Genomic DNA, 12,644 nt, shown 5'->3' on the forward strand with positions numbered 1-12,644 from the left:
GCCCCGCTTCGGCGGGGCCTTTTCGCGTTTCAGGGGCTGAAGGCCGGTCTGCGGCGGCAGGCAGCGGGGCCGCCCGGGCACGACCATGGCACGAAGAGGCAGGCCCGGCCCCGCCGACCCCCCGAACAGATCCCCCCGCCCGGCGCAAGGCCGCAGGGCGCCCGGCCGGCGCCGGCCAGGCTTGCCAGAGCGGAGGGAAGGATGCCCCCGGCGCCGTCCCCGGAGCGGAGGCGCTGGTGCGGTGGCCGCAGGGGGCGGCCATGGCAGGCATGGATCAGAGGGTCGAGAGTTCAGGCTACCAGCGCGGGCCGCGCCGGCGAGGGTCGGACCCTCAGCGCTTCCGCAGGCGGATGACCACGTCGATCTTGCTGATCTCGGCGCCGTCGGGCGCCTTCGGAAGGCGCGCGATCTCGAGCTCTTCCGCGGGGGCGTCCGACAGGCGCCCCTCGTCTTCCCAGTAGAAATGCGGGTGATCGTGCATGTTCGTGTCGAAATAGCTCTTCGACCCGTCCACCGTGATCTCCTGCATCAGCCCCGCATCGCAGAAGGCCCTCAGGGTGTTGTAGACGGTGGCGAGGGAAACGCTTTCGCCGCAGCTCATCGCCGCCTCGTAGAGGCTCTCTGCGGTGACGTGCCGGTTGCGGCCGTCCCCCACGAGAAGCGCCGCCAGCGCAATGCGCTGCCGCGTCGGACGCAATCCGCCCTCGCTGAGCCAGTCGGTTCCGGTCTGGGTTGCGTGTTGCGTAATGGGCTGCACGATATCCGTCTCCTCGGCAGGCAATATAGGGGCGGAAGGTCCGGGATTTCAATCGGTTTCACGGATTTGGCGGACCGGGCCGCGCCGTTGCGTCAGAATGTCATGCCCTTGCATGGGGCTTTCGCCGGATGGTAGAGGGAAGCGACGCCCGGTAAGGGCATGGCGATTGAGGGGGCGAGCCTGTATGGCCGGGTATCCGACCAGTTTCGACAAAGACGATCTGCTGAAATGCGCCCGGGGCGAATTGTTCGGCGAGGGCAATGCGCAGCTACCGGCGCCGCCGATGCTGATGATGGACCGGATCACGGACATCAGCGGGGACGGCGGCAAGCACGGCAAGGGCCACGTCGTCGCCGAATTCGACATCACCCCGGACCTGTGGTTCTTCGAGTGCCACTTCCCCGGCAACCCGATCATGCCGGGCTGCCTCGGGCTCGACGGGCTCTGGCAGCTCACCGGCTTCAATCTCGGCTGGCGCGGCTGGCAGGGGCGGGGCTATGCTCTGGGCGTCGGCGAGGTGAAGCTGAAGGGCATGGTCCGCCCCGACCGCAAGATGCTGACCTACTACGTGGATTTCACCAAGGCCGTGCAGACCCGTCGCCTGACCATGGGGGTCGCGAACGGCATTGTGGAAGCGGACGGAGAGGTTATCTACGAGGTGACCGACATGAAGGTCGCCCTGTCGGAAAGCTGACACCGCCACTATTCCCGGGAAGGAGAGCGCCATGCGCCGCGTCGTCGTCACAGGTCTGGGAGTCGTCTCCTCGATCGGCAACAACGCCGAGGAGGTCACCGCCTCCCTGAAAGCCGGACGCTCCGGCATCGAGCCGGTCGCCGAGATGGCCGAGAACGGCTTCCGCAGCCAGATTGCGGGCACGCTGAAGATCGACCCGTCCGAGCACGTGGACAAGCGCACCCTGCGCTTCATGGGCCCGGGCGCCGCCTATGCCCATATCGCGATGCAGCAGGCGATCGCGGATGCGGGGCTGGACGAGGGCACGATCGTGAACCCGCGCACCGGGCTGGTGGCGGGCTCGGGCGGTCCCTCGACCTCCGCGATGTTCGCCGCGCACCAGACGGTGCTGAAATCCGGCGGGACCAAGCGGATCGGGCCCTTCGCGGTGCCGAAATGCATGTCCTCGACGATCTCCGCGAACCTCGCGACGGCGTTCAGGATCAAGGGGATCAACTATTCGATCACCTCCGCCTGCTCGACCTCGCTGCACTGCATCGGCAACGCGGCCGAGCAGATCATGATGGGCAAGCAGGACGTGATGTTCGCGGGCGGCGGCGAAGAGCTCGACTGGACGCTGTCGTGCCTGTTCGATGCCATGGGCGCGATGTCCTCGAAGTACAACGACGATCCGACGAAGGCGTCCCGCGCCTTCGACGCGGACCGGGACGGCTTCGTGATCTCGGGCGGCGGCGGCATCGTGGTGCTGGAAGACCTCGAGCACGCGCTGGCGCGCGGCGCGAAGATCTATGCCGAAGTCACAGGCTACGCGGCCACCTCGGACGGGCATGACATGGTCGCGCCCTCGGGCGAGGGCGGCGAGCGGGCGATGCGTCTGGCGCTGTCCACGCTGCCCGACGGGCGCAAGGTCAGCTACATCAACGCGCATGGCACCTCGACCCCGGTCGGCGACGTGGGCGAGGTCGAGGCGGTGCGCCGTGTCTTCGGCGACGGCTCCACCCCGCCGATCTCGTCGACCAAGTCGATGACCGGGCATGCGCAGGGCGCGGCCGGCGCGCTCGAGGCGATCTTCTGCCTGCTGATGCTCGACCAGGACTTCATCGCGCCCTCGATCAACGTCGCGACGCTCGATCCGGCGCTGAAGCCCGAGGAGATCGCGACCGAGCTCCGCGAGGCGGCCGAGCTCGACACGGTGATGACCAATTCCTTCGGCTTCGGCGGCACCAACGGCTCCATGCTGCTGTCCCGCTATCGCGGCTGAGTGACGAAGAGGCGGAGGGTAGGGACATGGGCGATCATCTCAAGGGCAAGCGCGGGCTCATCATGGGGGTGGCCAACGACCGCTCCATCGCGTGGGGCATCGCGAAGGCCATGGCGGCCGAGGGGGCGGAGCTGGCCTTCACCTACCAGGGCGAGGCCTTCGGCAAGCGGGTCGAGCCGCTGGCCGCCTCGCTGGGCTCCACGCTGCTGCTGGATGCCGACGTGACCGACGACGCCTCGCTCGATGCGGCCTTCGACCGGCTCGAGGCGGAATGGGGACGGCTCGACTTCCTCGTGCACGCCATCGCCTATTCCAACAAGGACGAGCTGGCGGGCCGGTTCATCAACACCAGCCGCGCGAACTTCAAGCAGTCGCTCGACATCTCGTGCTACTCGCTGATCGACGTGTCGCGGCGGGCGTCGAAGCTGATGACCGAGGGCGGCACGATCCTGACGCTGACCTACCAGGGGTCGAACCGGGTGACGCCCTTCTACAACGTGATGGGCGTGGCCAAGGCGGCGCTCGAGGCCGCGGTGCGATACCTGGCGAACGACCTCGGGCCCGACGGGATCCGGGTGAACGCGGTGTCGCCGGGGCCGATGAAGACCCTTGCCGGCGCGGCGATCGGCGGCGCGCGGAAGACCTTCCGCCAGACCGAGGCCAACGCCCCGCTGCGCGCCAATGCGACGCTCGAGGCGGTCGGCGGCACGGCGGTCTACCTCGCCTCGGACGCGGGCGCCTGCACGACCGGAGAGATCATCCGCGTCGACGGCGGCTACCACGTCCTCGGCATGCCCCAGCCCGAGAACCTGTAAGAGCGGGTCCGTCCGAAAGGCGCGGCCCTGCGGGCCGCACACGATGTCTTGCGATTTGGCCCGAGGCCAAATCGCGGATGCCTCCGGCGGGAGTATTTCCGGAAAAGTGAAGAGGCGGGCCTGCGGCGCGGTTGATCGCGGGGGTCCTCGCGGTGAATGTGTCGGGCGTCCGGAGGAGGCCGGGCACAGCAGGGAGAGGCGCATGGTCCGTGTCGTTGCAATCGGTGAATGCATGGTCGAGATCGCCCGCCCCGAGGGCGCGCCGCCGCGGCTGGGCTTTGCCGGGGACACCTACAACACCGCCTGGTACCTGCGGCGGTGCCTTCCCGACGGGGATGCCGTCGATTACCTGACCGCCCTCGGCGACGATCCGGTGTCGGAAGAGATGCTTGGCGCGATGCGGGCGGCGGGGATCGGCACGGGGCATGTCCGCCGGATCCCGGGCCGGGTGCCGGGGCTCTACATGATCCATACGGAGCGGGGCGAGCGCAGCTTCACCTACTGGCGCGAGACCTCGGCCGCCCGGTGCCTGGCCGATGATCCCGCCGCGCTGGCGGCGGCGCTGGAAGGGGCGGGCTGGGTCTATGTCTCGGGCATCACCATGGCGATCCTGTCTCCGGAGGCCCGCGCGCGCCTGCTGGCGGCGCTCGGGGCCGCGCGGGCCGCGGGCGCGTGCATCGCCTTCGATCCGAACCTGCGGCCCCGTCTCTGGGAGGATGCCGGGACCCTGCGCCGGGTGGTGACGGAGACAGCGGGGCTGGCGGCGCTCGTCCTGCCGAGCTTCGACGACGAGGCGGCCGCCTTCGGCGATGCCGACCCGGGGGCGACGGCCGCGCGCTATGCCGCCGCGGGGGCGGAGGTCGTGGTGGTCAAGACCGGCGGCGGGCCGGTCGTCACGCTGGACCGGGGCGGGCGCGGCACCGTGGGGTGCGAAGCCGTCGCGCCGGTGGACACGACAGGTGCCGGGGACAGTTTCAACGCCGGGCTGCTGGCCGCGCTGATCGGCGGCGCGGGGCTGGAAGCGGCGGTGCGTGCGGGCCATGCCGTGGCCGCCCAGGTGGTCCGCCAGCCGGGGGCGCTGGTGCCGGTCACCGTCTGAGACGAACCTTGCCGGGGCCGGGGCCGGGGCGCCTGTGTCCGCGAACGGACGGCGGGACGGGAAGGGGCGCTTCGCCTTCGTCCCGCTGCCGGAGGCTTGTACGCTGGAGTTCGCCATCGGCTCCTGCCCCGACCATGGGGGGGCGACGGGGCAGATCGGCAGGCGACGTCCGGGCGGCGCATGTCGATTCGGCGCGTGGCCCCTGGTGCGTCTGCGGGCCCGAGCCCGTGTTCGACGTCGTCATCGGCGCAGTTTCGTCGCCCGGCGTGGAAAATGAGCGGATACTCACCGACGATCCGGATTGATCCCAATTCGGCCTAAGCACCGCCGCAATCACCTGTTAAACATGGGGTATGGCAGAGCTGAACTTCAAAACCACCAAGCGTAAATCCTTCGCCCGTGGCCGTGCGTCGAAAACGGCGCTGCGGCTCGTGCTGGGCGGGGTCGCGCTTGCAGGCATCCTGATCCGCCTCGACATCGGGGCCTGATCCGGGCCGGGCCGTGGGCTCAGAACCACTGGCCGGGCTCCATCAGGCCGAGGTCGAGAAGCTGGCGGGAATGCCATTCGAATGGCGCCGAGTTGTGCCACCGGAAGCTGTGGATGTCGTAGCGGGATCCCGGATTGCGCCGCAGCGCCTTTGCCGTCCGGAAGGAACAGATCGCCGCCGTCAGGTTGTGATGCCAGGGGCAGGCGTAGGTGTTGTATTCCGCCTCGTTGAAGACATGCCCCTCGAGCAGCTCCAGCCCGGGCTTGGCCAGGAACAGCGCGATCCGGTCGATCCGGCGGCGGTCCTCGGGAACGTGTTCCTCGAAGCGCCAGCGCAATCCGCCGTGGAAGTCGAACTGCCGCTCGGCGGACCGCCCGGGGTGCGCGGGGTCCGGCCGGTCGACCGCGTAATACCCCGTCCGGTCCAGATGCGCCGCCTCGAGCGAGACGGCGCCCGGCACGGCGGTGAGATCGTCGGCGTAGAGGTCGATCACGTAGGTCAGCATCGCCTCCCGCCGTTCCTCGGCGTGGAAGGCCAGCATCTCGGATACCGAGCGCGTCTCGCAGAACGGGTGGAAGAGGTATTCCGCATTGTAGCAATAATAGAGCCAGGTGCCGGGTGCGGCCGCGATCACCGCGTTGACATTGCGGCAGAGCGCGCCGTCCTCGCCCCGGTCCCATCCGATCCGGATCATGGGTTCGATCCCCTCCGGCGCCGGCGCGTCCGCGGCCATGAAGACCAGGACCTCGGCGAAACCGGCCTGCCGATGGTGCCGGATGGTCGAAGCCAGCTCGACCCCGTCCTCGTCGAAGATCATCGCCACGGGGCCTCTGGTCAGTGCCGTCCGTCCGTCTTTCAGGAAGTGGTCCACCCCATCGTAGCGCATCGCCTGCCTTTCCCGCATCGTGCCGCCAGACTTGCCGCAAGCCGTGCGCATTGCAAGCGGCGGTCCGGATGGTGTAGGCACGCGCCCTGAACCCGCATCCCGGAGGCCGCGAGATGGGCGAGGCGAAGAAGCTCTACATCAAGACCTACGGCTGTCAGATGAACGTCTACGACAGCGAGCGCATGGCCGAGGCCCTGGGCGGCAACGGCTATGTCGAGGTCGGTTCGCCGGAAGAGGCGGACATGATCCTGCTGAACACCTGCCACATCCGGGAGAAGGCGGCCGAGAAGGTCTATTCCGAACTGGGCCGCTTCCGGGGCCTGAAGGCCGACAAGCCGGGGCTGAAGATCGGCGTGGCGGGCTGCGTGGCCCAGGCCGAAGGGGCCGAGATCATGGCGCGGCAGCCGATGGTCGACCTTGTCGTCGGGCCGCAGAGCTATCACCGCCTGCCCGAAATGGAGGCCAGGGCCGGGACGGAAAAGGTCATCGACACCGATTTCCCCGAGGAGGACAAGTTCGCCCGTCTCAGGGAGCGGCCCAAGGCGAAGCGCGGTCCGACCGCGTTCCTGACGGTGCAGGAGGGCTGCGACAAGTTCTGCGCCTTCTGCGTCGTGCCCTATACCCGCGGGGCCGAGGTGTCGCGCCCCGCGGCCCGCATCCTACACGAGGCGCGGGATCTGGTGGACCGCGGCGTGCGCGAGATCACCCTGCTGGGCCAGAACGTCAACGCCTACCACGGGGCCGGGCCGGAGGGCGGCGACTGGACCCTCGCGCGGCTGATCCGGGCGCTCGACCGGATCGACGGGCTGGAGCGCATCCGCTTCACCACCTCGCATCCGAACGACATGGGCGACGACCTGATCGCGGCCCATGCCGAGTGCGGCAAGCTGATGCCCTATCTCCATCTTCCGGTGCAATCGGGCAGCGACCGGATCCTCAAGCGGATGAACCGGCGGCACACGGCCGAAAGCTACATGCGCGTGGTCGAGCGTATCCGGGCGGCCCGGCCGGACATCCTGCTGTCGGGCGATTTCATCGTCGGTTTCCCGGAAGAGACCGAGGCGGACTTCCGCGCCACGATGGAGCTGATCGAGGCGGTTAACTACGGCTCGGCCTTCACCTTCAAGTATTCGCCGCGCCCCGGAACCCCCGCCGCCGAGCGCCCGCAGGTCGATCCGGCCGAGGCCGACGAGAGGCTCCACCGGCTTCAGGCGCTGATCCTGCGCCAGCAGCAGGCGGCCCAGGATTCGATGGTCGGCCGCACGGTCGGGGTGCTTTTCGAGAAGCCGGGCCGGCGGCCGGGCCAGATGGTCGGCAAGTCGGATTACCTGCATTCGGTCTTCGTCGATGCGCAGGAGCTGGACGCCGGCGATCTGCGCCGCGTCCGAATCGTTTCGAGCGGGCCGAACTCGCTGCAGGGCGTGCTGGCCTGACGGCCGCCGCGACACCGGCGCCACATTTCCGCCGCAAATGTGACGGGTTTAGACCTGAATTGCGGCCGTTTCCGGGCTTTGTTTCAGTAGGCGCGACAATAGGCAGATTTCCTTTGCCACCGGTCGCGCAAGCCCCATTATCCAGCTCAGACGCGCCGGGGGGCGCCTTCATCGTGTCACGCGGGGCCGGATGGTTTGGGGCCGGCCGACACGGTTTTGCGAAGTCAGATCCCAAGGGGAACGATATGAAAAAGTTCATTCTCGGCGCCGCCATGGCGGCCGCTCTCGCCGTGCCGGCCTCTGCCGGCAGCTATTCCAAGACGATCTACCAGTTCAGCAACGACGTCATCATCGTGAGCTGCTTCCGCGGCCCGTGGAAGGACGTCATCTGGGACCGTCCGAACTCGAACTTCATCGATAGCCTGATCAAGATCGGCTACGACTACCCGACATCGCACGCCATCGCCGAGCGGGTCTGCCGCGACGACTGGCTGGTCGGCAACGAGGACGGCATGAAGCAGGAGATGATTCGCATCTACCGCGAGTCGCCCGAATTCCGTAAGCGCTGAGACATTCCGGATTACCGAGTGGGGATCGGTCCTGCGCTTCGCGAGGCAGGGCCGGACAGACATAACGAGTGGAAAGGGTCGCCCCGCGGGGCGGCCCTTTTTTCGCAGGGCCTGCCGCGGCATGTGGCGAATATGTCGTAGCCGCCACGCCCCCGCACCCCATATCTGCGCATCGGGCTTTTCTTCGCATCGCGAGCGCCTACATTGATGATACGGGCGGAGGCCGCCGATGGCTGCGGGAACCGCCGGTCTGACGGGAAAGAGCGACGTGACGGGCCAGGTCCCCGACCTCATCGCAATCAAAGCCGGGACGCCCGCGCCTCGAGGCGCGCCCTGGCCCGGAACCTGGGTCGTCTGACCCGGTGCCGGTCCGCCCCGACATATCCCGCCCCGCCGTGCCGCCAGCGCCCTGCTTCGCGGCACGTTTTCGTTCCGGCGCAGTGCTCGCGGCATTGAGACTTGCGCCCTGTCCCCGTGCTTGGCACGCTCACCCCAGAACCATTCCGCAGGAGTCCTGATTGGCCACCACCGTGCTGCCCCCGCCGACTGACGACGCCCCGCTCGCCGAAGTCCAGATCGACTTCCCCGACAATTACCTGCTGATCGCGCTCTGCGGCGAATACGACCGCAATCTGGCCGAGATCGAACAGAAGCTTTCGGTCCAGATCCTGCGGCGCGGCAACCACCTCGTGGTGATCGGCGAGAAGGCCGCCGCGGATCTGTCCGTGGCGCTTCTGAAGGCGCTCTACGCCCGGCTCGAGGCCGGTCGCGAGGTCGGCCCGGCCGACATCGACCGCGAACTCAGGATGAGCGAGCCGGGCCCGGCGCGGCCGACGCGCGACGGCAACCAGCTCGAGATGTTCAAGGGCGGCCCGGTCGAGATCAAGACCCGCAAGAAGCTGGTCGAGCCGCGGACCGACGCGCAGAAGGCCTATGTCTCGAACCTCTTCAACAACGAGCTCGCCTTCGGCATCGGCCCCGCGGGGACCGGCAAGACCTATCTCGCGGTGGCCGTCGGCGTCTCGATGTATATCGAGGGGCTGGTGGACCGGATCATCCTGTCCCGTCCGGCCGTCGAGGCGGGCGAGAAGCTGGGCTACCTGCCCGGCGACATGAAGGAGAAGGTCGATCCCTACATGCAGCCGCTCTATGACGCGCTGAACGACTTCCTGCCCGCGAAGCAGCTGCAGAAGATGTTCGAGGAGAAGCGCGTCGAGATCGCGCCGCTCGCGTTCATGCGCGGCCGGACGCTGGCGAACGCCTATGTCGTTCTGGACGAGGCGCAGAACGCGACCACGATGCAGATGAAGATGTTCCTGACCCGCCTGGGCGAGGGATCGCGCATGGTCATCACCGGCGACCGCACCCAGGTCGACCTGCCGCGCGGCGTGACCTCGGGCCTGTCGGACGCAGAGCGGATCCTGAACGACATCAAGGGCATCAGCTTCAACTACTTCACCGCCAAGGACGTGGTGCGCCACCCCCTTGTCGCCGCGATCATCGAAGCCTACGACGCGGATCAGTAACGAAAACCTGCCCCTGCTTTCCTCTGGTCAATGTATCCTCGGGGGCGCGGGGGCAGACAGCCCCCGCTCCGACATGTCCACACTCACTGACCTCCTGATCGAAGATCCCCGCTGGGAACAGGCCGGCCTCGAAGCCCTGGCCGAGACCGCGGCGCGGGCGACGCTCACCCATCTCGATCTCGACCCCGAGGACTGGGAGATCTCCATCCTCGCCTGCGATGACGCCCGGATCGCCGGGCTGAACGCCGATTTCCGCGACAAGCCGACCCCCACGAACGTCCTCTCATGGCCCTCCGAGGAGCGCGGCGCCGAGATCCCCGGCGCGCGGCCCGAGCCGCCCGAGCCCCGCGATCCCGAGCTCGGAGACATCGCCATCGCCTGGGAAACCTGCGCGCGCGAGGCCCGCGAGGGGGGAAAACCGCTCACCGACCATGCCACGCACCTGATCGTTCATGCAGTGTTGCATTTGCTGGGTTATGATCACGTTCGTGACGAAGATGCCACTTTGATGGAACATTTAGAGACTGACATACTTGGCAAACTGGGTATTGCAGACCCATATGACTGATCGTCGGCCATTTCGGGCCGACCGCACCGGAAAGGACAGATGGGCGACTCCACTGACGGTTCTTTGAGTGCAGCGCAGGGCGCGCTGCCGAAGGGCACACCGACACAAGCGGCTCCGGCGGTTCAGCCCGCCCCGCGCCGCGGACTCTTATCCCGGCTCTTCGCGCGCGGCCCCGCCGCAGCGCCGGAGCCATCCCGGACACACTCCGCCACCGAGACGCCACGCCCGGCCCACGGCATGGTCAACCTGCGCCGCATGCGGGTCGAGGATGTCTCGGTCCCCAAGGCCGACATCGTGGCCGTGCCCTCCACCATCACCCGGGACGACCTGGTCAAGGTCTTCCGCGAGACGGGCATGACCCGGGTGCCGGTCTTCCAGGGCACGCTGGACACGCCCATCGGGCTGATCCACCTGAAGGACTTCGCGCTCAAGCACGGGTTCAACGGCGCGGGCGGGCGGTTCTCGATCAAGGCGCTGCTCCGGCCGCTGCTGTTCGTGCCGCCGTCGATGCCGATCGGGGTGCTGCTGCAGAAGATGCAGCAGGAACGCCGCCACATGGCGCTGGTGATCGACGAATACGGCGGGGTGGACGGGCTCGTGACCATCGAGGACCTGATCGAACAGGTCATCGGCGAGATCGAGGACGAGCACGACGTCGAGGAAGACGCGCTCTGGACCAAGGAGAAGACCGGCTCGTGGCTGGTCCTCGCCAAGGCGCCGCTCGATGAATTCGAGGCCGAGACCGGGGTCAACCTGACCGAGGACGACAGCGTCGACGAGGAAGAGATCGACACGCTCGGCGGCCTGGTGTTCATGCTCTCGGGCCGGGTGCCGGCGCGCGGCGAGGTGGTCGAACACCCCGCCGGCCACGAGTTCGAGGTGATCGACGCCGATCCCCGCCGCATCAAGCGGCTGCGGGTGCGGCTCGCCCAGAACGAACTCGCGGATGCCTGACACCGCTTCGGCGGTGCGCCGCCCGCTCTGGCGAGACCTCGGTCTCGCCGCCGGGTTCGGCGCGGTGGCGGCTCTGGGGCTCGCCCCCTTCAACCTCTGGCCGCTGGCGCTTTTCGCGCTGGCGGGCGTGGTGTGGCGATTCGACCGCGCCCCCTCGGTCCGCCGGGCGGCCTGGGCCGGATGGGCGGCCGGCACCGGATACTTCCTCGTCGCGCTGAACTGGATCGTCGAGCCGTTCCTCATCGACATCGCGCGCCACGGCTGGATGGCGCCCTTCGCGCTCATCTTCATGGCGGGCGGGCTCGCGCTCTTCTGGGCCGCGGGTTCCGCGCTGGCGCAGTGGATCGCGCCCCGGGGCCGGATGCGCCTGCCGGCCTTCGTCGCCGCGCTCACGCTGGCCGAGCTGGTCCGCGGCGTGATCTTCACCGGCTTCCCCTGGGCGCAGATCGGACATGTGCTGATCGGCTCTCCGCTGATCCAGGTGGCTGCGTGGACGGGGCCGGGCGGGCTGACATTGCTGGCGCTGGCGCTCGCGGCCGCCCTGTCCCGCGTGCCAGCGCAGCCGCTGCGGGCCGGGGTGCCGCTCGTGATCGTCACCGGCGGCCTGATCCTCACCGCGCCGGCGCTGGCACCGAAGCCCCCCGAGACGCCCGGCGATGCGCCGGTGCTGCGTCTGATGCAACCGAACGCCCCGCAGCGCGAGAAATGGGATCCCGAGAAGATCGGGTTCTACTTCAACCGGATGCTCGATTATTCGGCGCAGGCGCCCGCGGTGGACGTGGCGATCTGGCCGGAGACCTCGGTGCCCGCCTTCCTCGACGATGCGGATCAGATCCTTTCGGTCATCGCCGAACGGGCGCAGGGCGCTGTCAGCGTGATCGGCATCGAACGGCGCGAGGACTGGGATTATTTCAACTCCCTCGCGGTCCTGCAGCCCGACGGCGCGGTCAGCGAGGTCTACGACAAGCACCACCTCGTCCCGTTCGGGGAATACCTGCCGCAGGGCGCGCTGCTGTCGCGCCTCGGGCTCGCGCCGATAGTGGACCGCTTCGGCGGTTTCACCCCCGGCGAGGGGCCCAGGGCGATCGACCTCGGCCCCGCCGGCCGCGCGATTCCGCTGATCTGCTACGAGGCCGTCTTCCCGGCCGAGATCCGCAGCGTCGCGGAGCGGCCCGATGTCCTGCTCCAGATCACCAACGACGCATGGTTCGGCACCTTCTCGGGCCCCTACCAGCATTTCGCGCAGGCCCGGCTGCGGGCGGTCGAACAGGGGCTGCCGATGGTCCGGGTCGCCAATACCGGCATCTCGGCGGTGATCGCCGCGGACGGGACCACGATCGCCGCCCTCCCCCTGGGCGAGACCGGCTATCTCGACGTGCCGCGGCCCGCGGCGGCGGCGCCCACGCTCTATGCCCGGATCGGGAGCTGGCCGCTCCTCGGATTGGTGATTCTCGTGCTTGTATCGGCATTTGCGGCGCGAAGAGGACAAATGCATACAACCGGCCATTGACGCCCCGGGGCCCCGGGCGTAACGAGAAGAGCACTCCTGTCACAACGGCTTCCTGGCGTGACAGGCAACTTCCAATGGAGCATT

At 68.4% G+C, this 12,644-nt stretch carries 13 protein-coding genes and 1 riboswitch; of the genes, 11 read left to right on the forward strand and 2 right to left on the reverse strand.

The window, feature by feature from the left end; all coding sequences use genetic code 11:
- Window positions 1-331: 331 nt before the first annotated feature.
- Window positions 332-748 (reverse strand): iron response transcriptional regulator IrrA, encoded by a 417-nt coding sequence (gene irrA, locus Q344_RS0113775; RefSeq protein ID WP_028287249.1) that lies wholly within the window; start codon window positions 746-748, stop codon window positions 332-334.
- A 193-nt stretch (window positions 749-941) separates the two neighbouring features.
- Here irrA and fabA point away from each other — a divergent pair, with 193 nt between their 5' ends.
- The 5 genes from fabA (at window position 942) to Q344_RS26705 (ending at window position 5,114) form a co-directional block, all read left to right on the forward strand.
- A complete protein-coding gene (gene fabA, locus Q344_RS0113780) occupies window positions 942-1,451 on the forward strand; it encodes a bifunctional 3-hydroxydecanoyl-ACP dehydratase/trans-2-decenoyl-ACP isomerase (protein WP_028287250.1) in 510 nt (169 codons plus the stop codon).
- A 31-nt stretch (window positions 1,452-1,482) separates the two neighbouring features.
- Window positions 1,483-2,712 (forward strand): beta-ketoacyl-ACP synthase I, encoded by a 1,230-nt coding sequence (gene fabB / locus Q344_RS0113785; RefSeq protein WP_028287251.1) that lies wholly within the window; start codon window positions 1,483-1,485, stop codon window positions 2,710-2,712.
- Between the two features lie 26 nt (window positions 2,713-2,738).
- Window positions 2,739-3,527, forward strand: coding sequence for an enoyl-ACP reductase FabI (locus Q344_RS0113790; RefSeq protein ID WP_028287252.1), 789 nt, complete (start codon window positions 2,739-2,741; stop codon window positions 3,525-3,527).
- Window positions 3,528-3,729: 202 nt separating this feature from the next.
- A complete protein-coding gene (locus tag Q344_RS0113795) occupies window positions 3,730-4,626 on the forward strand; it encodes a sugar kinase (RefSeq protein WP_028287253.1) in 897 nt (298 codons plus the stop codon).
- A 353-nt stretch (window positions 4,627-4,979) separates the two neighbouring features.
- Window positions 4,980-5,114, forward strand: coding sequence for a hypothetical protein (locus Q344_RS26705; protein ID WP_268238641.1), 135 nt, complete (start codon window positions 4,980-4,982; stop codon window positions 5,112-5,114).
- Window positions 5,115-5,133: 19 nt separating this feature from the next.
- Here the strand turns inward: Q344_RS26705 and Q344_RS0113805 are convergent, their stop codons facing one another.
- On the reverse strand, window positions 5,134-6,000 hold the full coding sequence (locus Q344_RS0113805) for a hypothetical protein (protein WP_028287254.1): 867 nt from the start codon (window positions 5,998-6,000) through the stop codon (window positions 5,134-5,136).
- Window positions 6,001-6,113: 113 nt separating this feature from the next.
- On the opposite strand from Q344_RS0113805, the gene miaB reads away from it, so the two are divergent.
- From miaB to lnt, 6 genes are all read left to right on the forward strand, one after another.
- Window positions 6,114-7,433 (forward strand): tRNA (N6-isopentenyl adenosine(37)-C2)-methylthiotransferase MiaB, encoded by a 1,320-nt coding sequence (gene miaB, locus Q344_RS0113810; protein ID WP_028287255.1) that lies wholly within the window; start codon window positions 6,114-6,116, stop codon window positions 7,431-7,433.
- A gap of 245 nt (window positions 7,434-7,678) precedes the next feature.
- Complete coding sequence (locus tag Q344_RS0113815) at window positions 7,679-8,002, forward strand: hypothetical protein (protein WP_028287256.1); 324 nt, start codon at window positions 7,679-7,681, stop codon at window positions 8,000-8,002.
- Between the two features lie 518 nt (window positions 8,003-8,520).
- A complete protein-coding gene (locus Q344_RS0113820; RefSeq protein WP_028287257.1) occupies window positions 8,521-9,528 on the forward strand; it encodes a PhoH family protein in 1,008 nt (335 codons plus the stop codon).
- 73 nt (window positions 9,529-9,601) lie between these two features.
- Window positions 9,602-10,096 carry an rRNA maturation RNase YbeY gene (ybeY, locus tag Q344_RS0113825; protein ID WP_028287258.1) on the forward strand — a complete coding sequence of 165 codons (495 nt, stop codon included), beginning with the start codon at window positions 9,602-9,604 and terminating at the stop codon, window positions 10,094-10,096.
- A 39-nt stretch (window positions 10,097-10,135) separates the two neighbouring features.
- On the forward strand, window positions 10,136-11,050 hold the full coding sequence (locus Q344_RS0113830; protein ID WP_028287259.1) for a hemolysin family protein: 915 nt from the start codon (window positions 10,136-10,138) through the stop codon (window positions 11,048-11,050).
- Entirely contained in the window at window positions 11,043-12,560 is a 1,518-nt protein-coding gene (gene lnt, locus Q344_RS23965; protein WP_036539229.1) for an apolipoprotein N-acyltransferase, read from the forward strand. The genes Q344_RS0113830 and lnt overlap by 8 nt, the downstream gene beginning before the upstream one ends.
- A gap of 33 nt (window positions 12,561-12,593) precedes the next feature.
- A riboswitch (SAM-SAH riboswitch) is annotated at window positions 12,594-12,642 on the forward strand.
- Window positions 12,643-12,644: the final 2 nt, after the last annotated feature.

The sequence above is a fragment of the Pseudooceanicola nanhaiensis DSM 18065 genome (genome assembly GCF_000688295.1).
Classification (GTDB): domain Bacteria; phylum Pseudomonadota; class Alphaproteobacteria; order Rhodobacterales; family Rhodobacteraceae; genus Pseudooceanicola; species Pseudooceanicola nanhaiensis.